This is a genomic window from Streptomyces sp. NPDC093094, from assembly GCF_044754345.1.
GTDB lineage: Bacteria > Actinomycetota > Actinomycetes > Streptomycetales > Streptomycetaceae > Streptomyces.
The window spans coordinates 81,217-94,533 of the sequence record NZ_JBIVOX010000009.1; the positions used below are offsets into that span (position 1 = coordinate 81,217).

Sequence of the window (13,317 nt, forward strand, 5' to 3'; positions counted from 1 at the left end):
CCGGCCCGCACGAGGGCCGCCTGTGCGCCCGGTCCTGACGCGGAGGCCGCCCCGGCCTGAGCGACGGTCGTCCCACCGGTACGCTCAAGATGTGAACGCAGGGGAATCGCAGCGCAGACCTTGGATCGTGGGGGTGTCCGGGGCGTCGGGGACGCCCTACGCGGCGTCCGTGCTGCGGGCGCTGCTGGGCGCCGGGGAGAGCGTCGATCTCGTGGTCAGCAGGGCCTCGCGGCTCACGCTGCTGGACGAGACCGGGATCTCCTTCCGGGACGGCCACTGGCGCGACGACCTGCGGGAATGGCTGGCCCGGGGGGCCGACGGAAAGCCGGACAGCTTCGACGTCGACCTGGCCGGGGTGAGGTACTGGAACGCCGGTGACCTCGCCGCCGGGCCGTCCTCGGGCTCGTACCCGGCCAAGGGCATGCTGATCGTGCCGGCCTCCACGGCCGCTGTCGCCGGTGTCGCGCTCGGTCTGTCGAAGGACCTGCTCCAGCGCGCGGCGAGCGTCACGCTCAAGGAGCGCCGCACCCTGGTCGTGGCCGTACGGGAGACCCCGCTGAACGGCCAGACCCTGCGCCAGCTCGTCGCTCTCGACGACGCGGGCGCCACCGTCGTACCCGCCTCGCCCGCCTTCTACGCGGGCGCCACGCACATCCAGGACCTGGTGGACTTCGTGGCAGGACGCGTCCTGGACGCGGCGGGCGTCGGGCACGACCTCTACCGCCGGTGGAAGGGCGACCTCGGCGGGGCCCGCCCCTCCTGACCGGCACCCGGACTCTCAGACCATCACTCTTTATCTCGGAAGGCTTCGATCGCATGGACGCGGTGGACAGGCAGCTCATCCAGGCCCTGAGAGAGAACGGCCGGGCCTCCTACGCGGAGCTGGGACGCCTCGTCGGCCTGTCGGGCCCCAGTGTCACGGACCGCATCAACCGCCTGGAGGCGGCCGGGGTGATCACCGGTTACCGGGCGACGGTGGACTCCGCCTCGCTCGGACTCGGCGTCACCGCCCTGATCGGCATCTCGCTCTCCGACGCCGCCGACCACGAGGACGTGGCCCGCCGGATGAAGGACTTCGGCGAGATCGAGGACTGCTGGTTCATCGCCGGCGACGACTCGTTCATGCTCAAGGTGCGCGCGAGCGACGTGGACGGGCTGGAGAAGACCATCCGGCGGCTGTCCGGCACGAAGGGCGTGTCCCGGACCCGTACCACCATCGTGCTCTCCACGAAGTGGGAGAACCGGGTGGGTGAGCTTCCGGAAGAGGTGTAGGCGTAGGTTTTCCTCGGTCTGTCTGTTTCTAGAGAGGTGTCGGTATGGACGTCGGGCTCAAGCGTGAGCTGGAGGACAAGGTCCGCTCCGGTGAGCGGCTGACGCGTGAGGACGGCATCGCGCTGTACGCGTCGGACGACCTGGCCTGGCTCGGCGGGCTCGCCCACGAGGTGCGGACCCGCAAGAACGGTGACGTGGTCCACTTCAACGTCAACCGGCACCTCAACATGACCAACGTGTGCACGGCCTCCTGCGCGTACTGCTCCTTCCAGCGCAAGCCGGGGGAGAAGGACGCGTACACGATGCGCATCGAGGAGGCCGTGAAGCTGGCCCGGTCGATGGAGTCGGAGAACCTCACCGAGCTGCACATCGTCAACGGCCTGCACCCGAACCTGCCGTGGCGGTACTACCCGCGCTCCCTGCGCGAGCTGAAGGCCGCTCTGCCGGACGTCTCGCTGAAGGCTTTCACGGCGACGGAGATCCACCACTTCGAGACGATCAGCGGGCTGTCCGCCTCCGAGATCCTCGACGAGCTGATCGACGCGGGCCTGGAGTCGCTGACCGGCGGTGGCGCGGAGATCTTCGACTGGGAGGTCCGGCAGCACATCGTGGACCACCGCACCCACTGGGAGGACTGGTCCCGTATCCACCGGCTGGCGCACGAGAAGGGCCTGAAGACGCCCTCCACCATGCTCTACGGCCACATCGAGGAGCCCCGGCACCGGGTCGACCACGTGCTGCGGCTGCGGGAGCTCCAGGACGAGACCGGCGGTTTCCAGGTCTTCATCCCGCTGCGCTACCAGCACGACTTCGTCGACATGCAGGACGGCAAGATCCGCAACCGTCTCCAGGCGCGGACCACGATGGCGACGCCCGCGGAGGCGCTGAAGACCTTCGCCGTCTCGCGTCTGCTGTTCGACAACGTCCCGCACGTCAAGGTCTTCTGGGTGATGCACGGCGTCCAGACCGCGCAGCTCGCGCTCCAGCACGGTGCGGACGACATGGACGGCTCGGTCGTCGAGTACAAGATCACCCATGACGCGGACAACTACGGCACGCCGAACAAGCTGACGCGTGACGACCTGCTGGACCTGATCCGTGACGCCGGCTTCCGGCCGGTGGAGCGGAACACGCGCTACGAGATCATCCGCGAGTTCGAGGGGCCGGACCGGGAGCGCCGCGAGTCGCCCCAGCCGATGCGCCTCTGAGCCCGTTCCGCGGGCCGCTCGGGTCCGTCCACGATCCGAGAGCGGCGGCGCACCGCGCGGGGTAATGGCTACGATGCCGGGGTGTCCCTTACTTTCACCTTCGATCCGGCCGTCACCCCGGAGCTGCGCGACGGCATCCTCGACCTGTGGACGGACGTCTCCAACGCCGGCGGCGCGGTCGGCTTCGTGCCGCCGGTGACGAGGGAGACGGTCCGCCCCGAGCTGCTGCGGCACTTCGCGGCCATGGCGGAGGGCCGGACCCGGCTGCTCGTCGGGCACGACGAGGGCGGGCGGGTCGCCGCCACGGCCTTCGTCGCCTTCAACGCCCACCGGCTGATGCGGCACTGGGTGTGGCTGTACACGGTGATGGTGCACCCGGGTCACCAGGGCAAGGGCTACGGCCGTGATCTGCTGGCGGCGGCCGAGCGGGCGGCCCGCGGCCTGGACGGCATCGAGGCGATCCGTCTGACCTGCCGCGGCGGACTCGGCCTTGAGCGGTTCTACGGCTCCTGCGGCTACAAGGAGGTCGGCCGGATACCCGCCGCGATCCGTGTGGCCCCGGGGGACGACCGCGACGACGTGATCATGCTGCTGCCGCTGGGCTGACCCCCGTACAAGATCGGGGTCCCGCCGTGCTTCACTGGACGCTGCCCCCTTTTGGAATCGGAAGAGTGGATTGAGATGCTCCGGTACACGCTGATGCGCCTCGGGATCTTCGTGGCCTGCCTGCTGGCCGTGTCGGGTCTCGTCCACTTCGGCATCGTCCCGCGGGGCCTCGGCGACTCGAACGGCATGTGGATCCTGCTGCTCGCGCTGGTGGTCTCGGCGCCCATCAGCTTCGTCGCGCTGCGCAAGGAGCGGGACCGGGCGTCGGAGAAGCTCGTGCCGAAGGTGGAGCGCGTCAAGGCCAGGTTCGAGGCCGAGGCCGGCCAGGAGGACGCGGCGGTCGACGAGGCCGCGCGTGCGCAGGGGGCTTCGTAACTACCCTTGCTCCCATGGGAGCTGTGAAGACCAAGCGGATGCCGCGTGCCGTCCGTGAGCAGCAGATGATGGACGCCGCGGTAAGGATCTTCGGACAGCGCGGGTACGCGGCCGCCTCGATGGACGACATCGCGGAACTCGCGGGTGTGTCCAAGCCGTTGGTCTATCTGTACCTGAACTCCAAGGACGACCTCTTCTCCGCCGTCATCCGCCGTGAGGCGGACGCCCTCACCCGGGCCGTGCGGGACGCCGTCCGCCTGGACCAGCCCGCCGACCGCCGGCTCTGGGACGGCCTGCTGGCCTTCTTCACCCACACCGAGCGGCACCCGGACGCGTGGTCCGTCCTCCACCTCCAGGCCCGTACCCAGGGCGAACGCTTCGCCGCCGAGGTCGCCGGGCTGCGCGAGGGGATCGTCACCTTCGTCACGCAGCTCCTGGCCGTCGCCGCCCGTGAGGTCCACCGCGACCCCGACCTGCCCGACCACGAGGTGGCCGGTCTGGCCGAGGCCCTGGTGGGCGCCGCCGAATCCCTCGCCACCTGGGCCAACGCCACGGAGGGCGTCACCGCCCGGCAGGTGGCCGGCACCCTGATGAACTTCTCCTGGTCGGGCCTGGGAGACCTGATGGAGGGCCGCCCCTGGACCACCCGAGACTGAACACCACGGCCCCCGCCGTCCTGAGGCCGCCGCTCGGGCACCCCTTCAGGGGCGCGGGGAACTGCGCGATCAGCCCCGGCCGTCCCGCACCCGGCGACGCGCGGCGCGACCGACGACGCCCCCCGCCGTCCTGACGCCGCCGCTCGGGCACCCCTTCAGGGGCGCGGAGAACTGCGCGATCAGCCCCGGTCGTCCCGCACCCGGCGACGCGCGGCGCGACCGACGACGCCCCCCGCCGTCCTGACGCCGCCGCTCGGGCACCCCTTCAGGGGCGCGGGGAACTGCGCGATCAGCCCCGGCCGTCCCGCACCCGGCGACGCGGCATACGACCGACGACGGCCCCCGCCCTCTCGACGCCGCCGCTCGGGCGACACCCTTCAGGGGCGCGGGAAACTGCGCGAAACAGCCGCGGACGCCCCGCACGGGACCACGCTCACCACCCCCGGACAGTCCCCGCCAGACACACCCGCCCCCCGCCCCGCAGCTCGAAGCACGACTCCCCGGCGGCGAACTCCACCGTGCCCGGCAGCAGCACCGGCGCCCGGAACTCCACCCGCACCCGCTCCGCCGCCCCGAACGCCGCCAGGCACCGCGCCGCGGTCCACATGCCGTGGGCGACCGTCCTGGGGAAGCCGAAGAGACGGGCGGTGGGCGCGGACAGATGGATCGGGTTGCGGTCACCGGAGGCGGCGGCGTACCGGCGCCCCGCGTCCGCGCCCAGGCGCCACTCCTCCCGGACGGGCAGCGGTCCGGCGTCCGTCCGCCCCACGGCCCGGCCCGGCCCGCCCTGCCCATCCGGCCCGCCCTGCCCGCCGGTGTGCCGCGCGAGATACGTGCTCGTCGACTCCCAGACCACCGCCCCGCCCAGCCGCGCCTCCGTGACCACGGTCGCCTCGGTGCCGCGGTGATGGGGGGCCAGTCCCGCCACCTGCACGGCGAGTTCGTACTCCCCGTCCGCCGGGAGCGGCCGGTGCCGGGCGAGGGCGATCGACGTGTGCACCAGCCCCAGCAGCGGCAGCGGGAACACCGGGTCGCTCATCAGCCGCATGGCGAGCGGGAAGGCCAGCACCTGCGGGTACGTCACCGGCAGCACGTCCGCGCCCGCAGGGAACCCGCACACCCGTTCGTAGCGGGCGAGCCGCGCCGCATCGGCACGCACTCCGCGCAGCACGAGCCGGTCGGGGGGAAAGGCGGCGTCGGGGCGGGGCCGTTTGAAGGGCGAGCGGACCGCGCCGCGGGCCAGCAGAGGGGCCAGGGCGGGCGGGCCGGTGAGGACGACCTCGGTCATGGGCGGCTCCGGGGGTTTCGCGGTGCACGGCTCTTCCTTCTTACTCACGAGTAAGGTTACCGTAGGTAAGTCGCCGAAGGGGGGATGTGGGGAGACTGCACAGGCCCGTTCCCGGACCGTCTCCGGAACCCCCCGGAACCCGCACGTGCTCCCCACGAGGGCGCCGTACGATCACGCACCTGACCGCCGGTAACCCCGTGCGCAGCCCCGCTGCCGGGCACCGCCGCTGAACGCTGCGGTGTGCATCCCGCGTACCCCCGTGCAGCCCGCAAGGACGCAGCTACAGGTCTCAGGAGCCGACATGCCGATCTCGTACTCGTCCCCGTCCCCGTCCCTGCCCGAGCCGACCGCCGAGTCCTCCCTGGAGTACGACCCGGACGGCGGCCCCGTGCTCGTGGAGCCCGAGATACGCCGACTGGACGGCGAGGTGCGCGAAGCGGCCGTACCGCCGCTGGTGCCGCCCGTGTCGCACGGCTCGCTGGCCGACGTGCCGTTCGAGAACGCCGGCGCCGAGCCCGCGCGGCGCGTCCTCAGCCGCCGGGACGCCGACGGAGACTGGCAGGACGTCACCGCCGCCGAGTTCGCCGCACAGGTGCTGGCCCTCGCCAAAGGGCTGATCTCCGAAGGGCTCGCGCCCGGCGACCGGCTCGCCGTCATGGCACGCACCTGCTACGAGTGGACGCTGCTGGACTTCGCCGCCTGGGCCGCCGGGCTCGTCACCGTGCCGGTCTACCCGACCTCCTCCGTCTTCCAGACCCGCTGGATCCTCCAGGACTCCGGCGCGGTCGCGCTGATCACCGAGACCGCCGAGCAGGCCGCCGCGCTCGGGCCGGAGCTCGGGCATCTGCCCGACCTGCGCCATCTGTGGACCATCGACAAGGGGCACGTCGAGCGGCTCGCCGAGCTGGGCACGCCCGTGCCCGACCAGGAAGTGGCCGTACGGCGCGGGGTGCTGGGCCCGGACACCCTCGCCACGCTCGTCTACACCTCCGGCACCACCGGCCGGCCCAAGGGCTGCGCCCTCACCCACGGCAACTTCCTCGCCGAGGTCGACAACGCCGTCGAACTGCTCCACCCCGTCTTCAAGGAGAAGATCGACGGGGAACCGGCCACGCTGCTGTTCCTGCCGCTGTCGCACGTCTTCGGCCGGATGGTCGCGGTGGCCTGCGTACGGGCCCGGGTGCGGGTCGGCCACGCGCCCAGCCTGAGCTCCGAGGACCTGCTGGCCGACCTGGCCTCGTTCCGGCCGACCTTCCTGCTGGCCATCCCGTACATGCTGGAGAAGGTCCACGACAACGCCCGCGCCACCGCCGAACGCGCGGGCAAGGGCGCCGCGTTCGGGCGCGCGGCCGCCACCGCACGCCGCTACGCCGAGGCCCGGGAGGCCGCCCGGCACGGCACCGGACCCGGCCCGGGCGCGGCCCTGAAGGCGGCGCGGGCGCTGTACGACACCCTGGTCTACCGGCGGGTGCGGGCCGCCCTCGGCGGCCGGGTCCGGCACGTCATCTGCGGCGGCTCACCGCTGGGCCGCGACCTCGCCGCGTTCTTCGACGGCGCGGGCATCACCGTCTACGAGGGCTACGGCCTCACCGAGACGACCGGCGCGGCGACCGTCACCCCGCCGCTCAGGCCCCGCCTGGGCACGGTCGGCTGGCCGCTGCCGGGCACCCGGGTGCGCATCGCCGCCGACGGGGAGATCCTGCTGGCCGGGAACCAGGTCCTGCGCGGCTACTGGGACCCGGCCGCCGGGGGAGTGGTCCCGGCGACACCGGACGGCTGGTTCCCCACCGGCGACCTCGGCCGCCTCGACGACGACGGCTACCTCCTCATCACCGGCCGCAAGAAGGAGATCCTGATCACCTCCGGCGGCAAGAACGTGGCCCCGGCCCCGATGGAGCACCGGCTGCGCTCCCACCCGCTGGTCTCCCACTGCCTCCTCGTCGGCGACCGCCGCCCCTACGTCACCGCCCTGTTCACCCTCGACATGGACGGCATCGCGCACTGGCGCCGGATGAACGGCAGACACCCGGTGCCCGCGGAACTCCTCGTGGACGACGACGAGCTGAGAGCGGTCCTGCAACGGGCCGTGGACGAGGCCAACCGTATGGTCTCCCGGCCCGAGTCCGTCCGCCGGTTCGCCGTCCTGCCCGTCGACTTCACGGAGTTCTCGGGCCACCTCACCCCGTCCATGAAGCTGCGCCGCCAGGCGATCCTGCGGGACTTCCCGGACGTGGTGGAGGGACTGTACGACGAGACCCGGAGAGTGTGATGCGGGTCACTCCGGGTCCGGTCACACGGGCGCGGCGAGGCGTGTCAGAGGTGTGGAACACCGACCGCCTCACGGAGCAGGAGCCCGGCATGTCCACCGCCTACCTCGTCGTCACCGTCCTCGCCGCCCTCATGGCGGGCTTCTCCGCCTGGGCGCTCCACAGCCGTCAGGAGTGGGTCGTCGGCCCGCTCACCGAGTACGGGGTCCCGCGGCCCTGGTGGCCGTGGCTCGCCGCCGCCAAGGCGGCCGGTGCGCTGGGCCTCCTGGCCGGGCTCGCGGTCCGGCCGGCGGGGATCGCGGCCGCGGCCGGACTGGCGCTGTACTTCGCCGGCGCGGCGGTCACCGTCCTGCGGGCACGCTCGTACGCCCATGTGCCCTTCCCGCTGGTCTACGCGGCTCCGGCGGTGGCCTCGCTCGCGCTGCTCTGAGCGCGGCCGGACGTCCTGGCCGCCGCGACCGTGTCCGCGAACGCCCGTGCCGCCGGGGGCAGCGCGTCCCAGCGGCGTACCGCCCAGCCCACCCGCAGGGGCCGCAGACCGGGCAGCGGCAGCAGACGCAGCCGGCCGCCGCCGGTCTCGCCCCCGGCCGGCAGCCCCGGCCGGGCCGGGACCACCGCCCGGCCCAGTCCCAGCTCGGCCAGCAGCAGCGCGGTGTCCCAGTCGGCGACACCGGTGTCGAAGGCGAACCGCACCCCCAGCTCGGCGCAGGCCGCGTCCAGATGGGCCGCCGACGTCGAGTTCGGCGGCAGCCGGATCAGCCGCAGGTCCGTCAGCCGGGCGAGCTCCCGCACGTCGGCCTGCGCCTCCCGCGCGAGGGGGTCGTCGGGGCGTACGGCCAGCACCCACGGCAGCTCGACCACAGGCCGCTGCTCGATGCCCCGCACCGGCGCGCCCAGCGTGATCCAGGCGAGGTCGAGATCGCTGTCGGCGAGCGCGCCGAAGCACCCCCGGCTGGAACTCTCCGTGCGGAACTCCAGGTTGACCTTCGGGTGCGAGCGCCGGAACGCCACGATCGCGTCCGCCATGAAGTGCCGTACGGTCGTCGCGCCCGTCGCCACCCTCACCGAGCCGGTCTCCCCGTCCGCGAGGTTCCGCAGCCGCCGCAGCGCCAGATCCAGGCCGGCGATCCCCTCCGACGCGGCCGCCTCCAGCACCCGGCCCGCCGCCGTGGGGGCCACCCCGCGCGGCAGCCGCTCCAGCAGGCTCACGCCCGTCTCCCGCTCCAGCCGCTTCACGTGCTGGCTCACCGCCGACTGGGTGCAGCCGGTCTCCCGCGCCACCGCGCTGAGACTTCCGGCCCGGCACACCGCCACGAACACCCGCAGGTCGTCGAGAGTCATGAGCGCGACCCTACCCGGCAACACCCAAGCTCCGGCTTGGAGTTGGCGACAAATACTTAGGATTGACTGGGCCTCGTCCCCGTACCAGGATCTTCACAGGGCCCAGGGCGGCAACCCGCTCCCCTCCCCGCCGAGGTCCGGACCCGGGCGGCGGAGCACAGCGGGTGCCGACCCGGCCGGGGCCCCGTCACGAAGGGACGCCTGCCCGTGTCCAGCGAAGTCCGCGCATTCCTGAGCCGGCTGGGCGCCGGGTCCATCGCCCACCCCGGCGGCACCCTCCTCGTCCACCTCGACCGCGTGCAGCAGCGTCTCGCGGGCTGGGGCGCCCGCCCGGAACTGCTGCTGGCCGGGCTCTGCCACGCCTGCTACGGCACCGACGGCTTCCCCGCCACCCTCCTCCCGCTCGGCCGGCGCACCGAACTCGCCGCCCTGATCGGCACCGAGGCCGAGGAGATCGTCTACGCGTACGGCAGCTGCGACCGCGCCGCCTCCTACCCCGTCCTCGCCGAACCGGGGTCGCCCCTGCGGGACCGCTTCACCGGCCGCGCGGCCGACCCCGGACCGCGCCTGCGGCGGGATCTCGCCGAACTGACCGCCGCCAACGAGCTCGACCTGGCCTGGGAGGACCCCGGCTTCCGCGAGCGCTGGGGCCCCGACCTGCTGCGGCTGTTCACCCGGCTGCGCCCGCTGCTGAGCGGTGCGGCCTGGGCCGACTGCGCCGCCGTCCTCGGGGACGGGGTCGCGCCACAGCACTCTTGACTTCACAAGACCCCCGCGCGACAGTCGCACCCCTTCTCCTTCCCCAGCAGGCCGGAGTCGCCATGTCCGCGCGCCCCGAACCGCCCAGGCCCTCCCGCAGAAGCGTCCTCGCCGGTGGTGCGGGAGCCTCCCTGGCCGTCGCCGCCGGCCTCCAGAAAGGCGCCTCGGCGGCCGACCTGCCCCTGCTCGGGACGTACGACGTCGTCGTCGTGGGATCCGGCGCCGCGGGGATGACGGCCGCGCTGACCGCCGCCGCGCAAGGGCTCAGCTGCGTGGTGCTGGAGAAGGCGGAGACCTTCGGCGGATCGACGGCCCGTTCCGGGGCCGGGATCTGGATCCCCAACAACCCGGTGATCCTCGCCGCCGGAGTGCCGGACACCCCCGCCCGGGCGGCCGAGTACCTCGCCGCCGTCGTCGGACCGGACGTCCCCGCCGACCGCCGGGCCGCGTTCCTCGCCCACGGACCGGCCGCGCTCTCCCTCGTCATGGCGCGCAGCCCGCTGCGGTTCCGCTGGATGGAGGGGTACAGCGACTACTACCCCGAGCTGCCCGGCGGCCTGCCGAACGGCCGCTCGATCGAACCCGACCAGCTCGACGGGAACCTCCTCGGCGCCGAACTGGCCCGGCTGAACCCGCCGTACATGCCGGTGCCGGCCGGCATGGTCGTCTTCAGCGCCGACTACAAGTGGCTCGCGCTCGCCGCGGTGAACGCCAGGGGCGCCGCCGTGGCCGCCGCCTGTCTGGCCCGCGGCACCAGGGCCGCCCTCCTCGGGCAGAAGCCGCTCACGATGGGACAGGCACTGGCCGCCGGGCTGCGGGCCGGTCTGCTGTCCGCCGGTGTGCCCGTATGGCTGAACACCCCGCTGACCGAGCTGTATCAGGAGAGGGGCGCCGTCACCGGCGCGGTCGTCACCCGCGACGGCACACCCGGCCTGGTCCGTGCCCGGCGCGGAGTGATCGTGGGCTCCGGCGGCTTCGAGCACGACGCGGCGATGCGGGCGCGGTACCAGCGGCAGCCGATCGGCACGGAGTGGACCGTCGGCGCTAAGGAGAACACCGGCGACGGGATCCGGGCGGGCGAACGGGCCGGCGGCGCACTGGCGCTGATGGACGACGCCTGGTGGGGCCCGGCGATCCCGCTGTCCGGGCAGCCCTACTTCTGCCTCGCCGAACGCACCCTGCCCGGCGGGCTGATGGTCGACCGGTCCGGCGCCCGGTTCGTCAACGAGGCCGCGCCCTACAGCGATGTCGTGCACACCATGTACGACCGCGACCCGACCGCCCCGGCCATCCCGGCCTGGCTGATCACCGACCAGAACTACCGCAACCGCTACCTCTTCAAGGACGTCGCCCCCGCGCTGCCGCTGCCCGCCGACTGGTACGGCTCCGGTGCCGCGCACAGGGCCTGGACGCTCGACGCCCTGGCCGCGTCGATCGGGGTGCCGGCGGGCGCCCTGCGGTCCACGGTCGCCCGGTTCAACACCCTCGCCCTGAGCGGCAGGGACCCCGACTTCGGACGGGGCGACAGCGCCTACGACCACTACTACACCGACCCCGCCGTCCTGCCGGACTCCTGCCTCGCACCGCTGTGGCTGCCGCCCTACCACGCCTTCCGGATCGTGCCCGGGGACCTCGGCACCAAGGGGGGCCTGGTGACCGACGCCCGGGCCCGGGTGCTGCGGGCCGACGGCTCGGTGGTCCCCGGGCTGTACGCGGCGGGCAACGCGAGCGCGGCGGTCATGGGCCGGTCGTACGCCGGGGCGGGCTCGACGATCGGACCGGCCATGACCTTCGGCTACGTCGCCGCCCGGGACATCGCCGCGGGCGCCCCGTAGCGGTCAGACGGGCTTCACGGCGGTGAGGAACGCCTGCGGGACCTTCTCGCCGAGCGCCTCCTCCGGCTCGCGGACCGTCCTGGAGCGCACGTCGAACCCGGCGCCCGCCAGCAGCTCCGCCATGTCCTGCGGGCGCCTGCGCCGGAAGTCCAGGGCGACCGGGTGACCGAACGGGCGCTCCAGCCGGCGGGGAACGTCGCCCGCCTGGAAGGCCACGAGCAGCGGGGCGCCGGGGGCGAGGGCCCGGTGGAAGCCGGCGAAGAGGCCGGGGAGCCGGTCCGCGGGGGTGTGGATGGACGAGTACCAGCACAGGATCCCGGCGAGGTGTCCGTCCGGCACACCGAGGTCCAGCATCGAGCCCTGCTCGAACCGCAGGTGCGGGTTCTCCCGCCGGGCCACCGCCAGCATGGACGCCGACAGGTCCAGGCCGTACGCGTCCAGCCCCAGCGCGGCGAGGCGGGCGGTCACCCGGCCGGGCCCGCAGCCCAGGTCGGCCACCGGGCCGGTTCCGGTGACCAGTTCGGCCCAGGCGGCGAGCAGGGCCCGTTCGAGGGGCCGGTCGGCGAGATCGGTGCGGAAGTGGTCGGCGTAGTCCTCGGCGATGGCGTCGTAGAAGGTGCGGGTGGCGGTGAGGAAGTCGGGGTCGGTCATGACGGCGAACCGTAGCGGCACCCACCGACAGTCCCGCCGGGGTCACTCCGCTCCCAGGGCCCTCAGGACCGCCGTCGTCGCCGCCGCGGCCAGGACGATCACGGCGAACGGGGCCCGGCGCCAGGCGAGGACGCCGGCCGTGAGGACTCCGGCGGGGCGGGCCCAGCCCGCGAAACCGGCGGTCTCCGTGAGCGCGCCGATGGCCAGCAGCGCGGTCAGCAGGACCACCGCGCCGGCCGCCAGCAGCTCGCGGACCCGCTCCGGTATCTCCACCCGGCCGTGCAGCGCGGGCCCCACCAGCCGGAACGCGTACGTCCCCAGGGCCAGGGCGAGGATCATGGCGACGGTCGCGCTCACGCCGTACGCCCCCTGCCGTGCAGCAGCAGACCCGCCAGCGCCAGCAGCACCGGCACCCCGGCGGGCACGAACGGCGTGGCCGCCAGGGCCAGCGCGGCCCCCGGGAGCGCGGCACGCCGCACACCGGCGTCCTTGCGCAGGGCCGGCAGGACCAGGGCGACGAGCACCGCGGGGAAGGCGGCGTCCAGGCCGAGGCGCGCGGTGTCGCCGAGGGCGCTTCCGGCCAGGGCTCCGGCGAGCACGCCCGCGTTCCACACGGCGAACAGCGCGACCCCCGAGACCCAGAAGGCGGCCCTGCGCCGCTCGGGGTCGCGCTGGGCGAGGGCGAAGGCGACCGTCTCGTCGGTCACCAGGTGCGCCCCGGCCAGCCGGGCGAGCCGGCTCCGGCCGATGTACGGCGCGACGGCGAGACCGAACGCGGCCGTGCGGGTGTTGAGCAGCAGTCCCGTGGCGGCCGCGGCGACGGGACCGCCGCCGGCCAGCAGCACCCCGACCGCGCTGAACTGGGCGGAGCCCGCGTAGACCACCAGGGACATCACCACCGGCACCCACACGGGCAGTCCGCCCGCCACGGCGATCGCCCCGAAGGACACCCCGACGATCCCGCCCGCGAGGCAGACGAGGGCCACGTCCCGCAGAAGGCCGGCGTCCACCGCCCCCGCTCGTGTTGTTCGCTGCATCGAACGCATGTTTTCTACAATG

Annotated in this window: 15 protein-coding genes; 10 read left to right on the forward strand and 5 right to left on the reverse strand. The window is 73.7% G+C overall.

Features of this window, described 5'->3' with window-relative positions:
- The first annotated feature begins 91 nt into the window (after positions 1–91).
- From ACIQGV_RS20490 to ACIQGV_RS20515, 6 genes are all read left to right on the forward strand, one after another.
- The gene (locus ACIQGV_RS20490; protein WP_402496479.1) at positions 92–763 is read left to right on the forward strand and encodes a UbiX family flavin prenyltransferase; all 672 of its coding nucleotides are present in this window, start codon (positions 92–94) and stop codon (positions 761–763) included.
- A 53-nt stretch (positions 764–816) separates the two neighbouring features.
- Positions 817–1,272 (forward strand): Lrp/AsnC family transcriptional regulator, encoded by a 456-nt coding sequence (locus ACIQGV_RS20495; protein ID WP_402496480.1) that lies wholly within the window; start codon positions 817–819, stop codon positions 1,270–1,272.
- Between the two features lie 44 nt (positions 1,273–1,316).
- Complete coding sequence (gene mqnE / locus ACIQGV_RS20500) at positions 1,317–2,480, forward strand: aminofutalosine synthase MqnE (protein WP_402496481.1); 1,164 nt, start codon at positions 1,317–1,319, stop codon at positions 2,478–2,480.
- Positions 2,481–2,561: 81 nt separating this feature from the next.
- A complete protein-coding gene (locus ACIQGV_RS20505) occupies positions 2,562–3,086 on the forward strand; it encodes a GNAT family N-acetyltransferase (RefSeq protein WP_402496482.1) in 525 nt (174 codons plus the stop codon).
- A 75-nt stretch (positions 3,087–3,161) separates the two neighbouring features.
- Positions 3,162–3,461 (forward strand): DUF4229 domain-containing protein, encoded by a 300-nt coding sequence (locus tag ACIQGV_RS20510; protein ID WP_402496483.1) that lies wholly within the window; start codon positions 3,162–3,164, stop codon positions 3,459–3,461.
- Between the two features lie 14 nt (positions 3,462–3,475).
- Positions 3,476–4,117, forward strand: coding sequence for a TetR/AcrR family transcriptional regulator (locus tag ACIQGV_RS20515; protein ID WP_402496484.1), 642 nt, complete (start codon positions 3,476–3,478; stop codon positions 4,115–4,117).
- A 433-nt stretch (positions 4,118–4,550) separates the two neighbouring features.
- Here ACIQGV_RS20515 and ACIQGV_RS20520 read toward each other — a convergent pair whose 3' ends face one another.
- Positions 4,551–5,405 carry a MaoC family dehydratase gene (locus tag ACIQGV_RS20520; protein ID WP_402496485.1) on the reverse strand — a complete coding sequence of 285 codons (855 nt, stop codon included), beginning with the start codon at positions 5,403–5,405 and terminating at the stop codon, positions 4,551–4,553.
- Positions 5,406–5,706: 301 nt separating this feature from the next.
- On the opposite strand from ACIQGV_RS20520, the gene ACIQGV_RS20525 reads away from it, so the two are divergent.
- Positions 5,707–7,674, forward strand: coding sequence for an AMP-dependent synthetase/ligase (locus tag ACIQGV_RS20525; protein ID WP_402496486.1), 1,968 nt, complete (start codon positions 5,707–5,709; stop codon positions 7,672–7,674).
- Between the two features lie 89 nt (positions 7,675–7,763).
- The gene (locus ACIQGV_RS20530) at positions 7,764–8,102 is read left to right on the forward strand and encodes a DoxX family protein (protein WP_402496487.1); all 339 of its coding nucleotides are present in this window, start codon (positions 7,764–7,766) and stop codon (positions 8,100–8,102) included.
- On the opposite strand, the gene ACIQGV_RS20535 is transcribed toward ACIQGV_RS20530, so the two are convergent.
- Positions 8,063–9,013: a LysR substrate-binding domain-containing protein gene (locus ACIQGV_RS20535; RefSeq protein ID WP_402496488.1), complete on the reverse strand. Its 951-nt coding sequence runs from the start codon at positions 9,011–9,013 to the stop codon at positions 8,063–8,065. The genes ACIQGV_RS20530 and ACIQGV_RS20535 overlap by 40 nt on opposite strands.
- A 207-nt stretch (positions 9,014–9,220) precedes the next feature.
- Here ACIQGV_RS20535 and ACIQGV_RS20540 point away from each other — a divergent pair, with 207 nt between their 5' ends.
- Entirely contained in the window at positions 9,221–9,772 is a 552-nt protein-coding gene (locus tag ACIQGV_RS20540) for a DUF6817 domain-containing protein (protein WP_402496489.1), read from the forward strand.
- 62 nt (positions 9,773–9,834) lie between these two features.
- Positions 9,835–11,607, forward strand: a complete 1,773-nt coding sequence (gene kstD, locus ACIQGV_RS20545) for a 3-oxosteroid 1-dehydrogenase (protein WP_402496490.1) — start codon at positions 9,835–9,837, stop codon at positions 11,605–11,607.
- A 3-nt stretch (positions 11,608–11,610) separates the two neighbouring features.
- Here kstD and ACIQGV_RS20550 read toward each other — a convergent pair whose 3' ends face one another.
- The 3 genes from ACIQGV_RS20550 to ACIQGV_RS20560 are packed head-to-tail and all read right to left on the reverse strand — an operon-like array spanning position 11,611 to position 13,304.
- Positions 11,611–12,258, reverse strand: coding sequence for a class I SAM-dependent DNA methyltransferase (locus tag ACIQGV_RS20550; RefSeq protein ID WP_402496491.1), 648 nt, complete (start codon positions 12,256–12,258; stop codon positions 11,611–11,613).
- Positions 12,259–12,300: 42 nt separating this feature from the next.
- Positions 12,301–12,615: an AzlD domain-containing protein gene (locus ACIQGV_RS20555; RefSeq protein ID WP_402496492.1), complete on the reverse strand. Its 315-nt coding sequence runs from the start codon at positions 12,613–12,615 to the stop codon at positions 12,301–12,303.
- Positions 12,612–13,304 carry an AzlC family ABC transporter permease gene (locus tag ACIQGV_RS20560; protein ID WP_402496493.1) on the reverse strand — a complete coding sequence of 231 codons (693 nt, stop codon included), beginning with the start codon at positions 13,302–13,304 and terminating at the stop codon, positions 12,612–12,614. The genes ACIQGV_RS20555 and ACIQGV_RS20560 overlap by 4 nt, the downstream gene beginning before the upstream one ends.
- Positions 13,305–13,317: the final 13 nt, after the last annotated feature.

Excerpts from the sequence above, each read along its gene's own strand:
- ACIQGV_RS20495 (WP_402496480.1), top strand. The coding sequence starts at position 817 with ATGGACGCGGTGGACAGGCAGCTCATCCAGGCCCTGAGAGAGAACGGC.
- mqnE (WP_402496481.1), top strand. The coding sequence starts at position 1,317 with ATGGACGTCGGGCTCAAGCGTGAGCTGGAGGACAAGGTCCGCTCCGGT.
- ACIQGV_RS20510 (WP_402496483.1), top strand. The coding sequence starts at position 3,162 with ATGCTCCGGTACACGCTGATGCGCCTCGGGATCTTCGTGGCCTGCCTG.
- ACIQGV_RS20515 (WP_402496484.1), top strand. The coding sequence starts at position 3,476 with ATGGGAGCTGTGAAGACCAAGCGGATGCCGCGTGCCGTCCGTGAGCAG.
- ACIQGV_RS20520 (WP_402496485.1), bottom strand. The coding sequence starts at position 5,405 with ATGACCGAGGTCGTCCTCACCGGCCCGCCCGCCCTGGCCCCTCTGCTG.
- ACIQGV_RS20525 (WP_402496486.1), top strand. The coding sequence starts at position 5,707 with ATGCCGATCTCGTACTCGTCCCCGTCCCCGTCCCTGCCCGAGCCGACC.
- ACIQGV_RS20530 (WP_402496487.1), top strand. The coding sequence starts at position 7,764 with ATGTCCACCGCCTACCTCGTCGTCACCGTCCTCGCCGCCCTCATGGCG.
- ACIQGV_RS20535 (WP_402496488.1), bottom strand. The coding sequence starts at position 9,013 with ATGACTCTCGACGACCTGCGGGTGTTCGTGGCGGTGTGCCGGGCCGGA.
- kstD (WP_402496490.1), top strand. The coding sequence starts at position 9,835 with ATGTCCGCGCGCCCCGAACCGCCCAGGCCCTCCCGCAGAAGCGTCCTC.
- ACIQGV_RS20550 (WP_402496491.1), bottom strand. The coding sequence starts at position 12,258 with ATGACCGACCCCGACTTCCTCACCGCCACCCGCACCTTCTACGACGCC.
- ACIQGV_RS20560 (WP_402496493.1), bottom strand. The coding sequence starts at position 13,304 with ATGCGTTCGATGCAGCGAACAACACGAGCGGGGGCGGTGGACGCCGGC.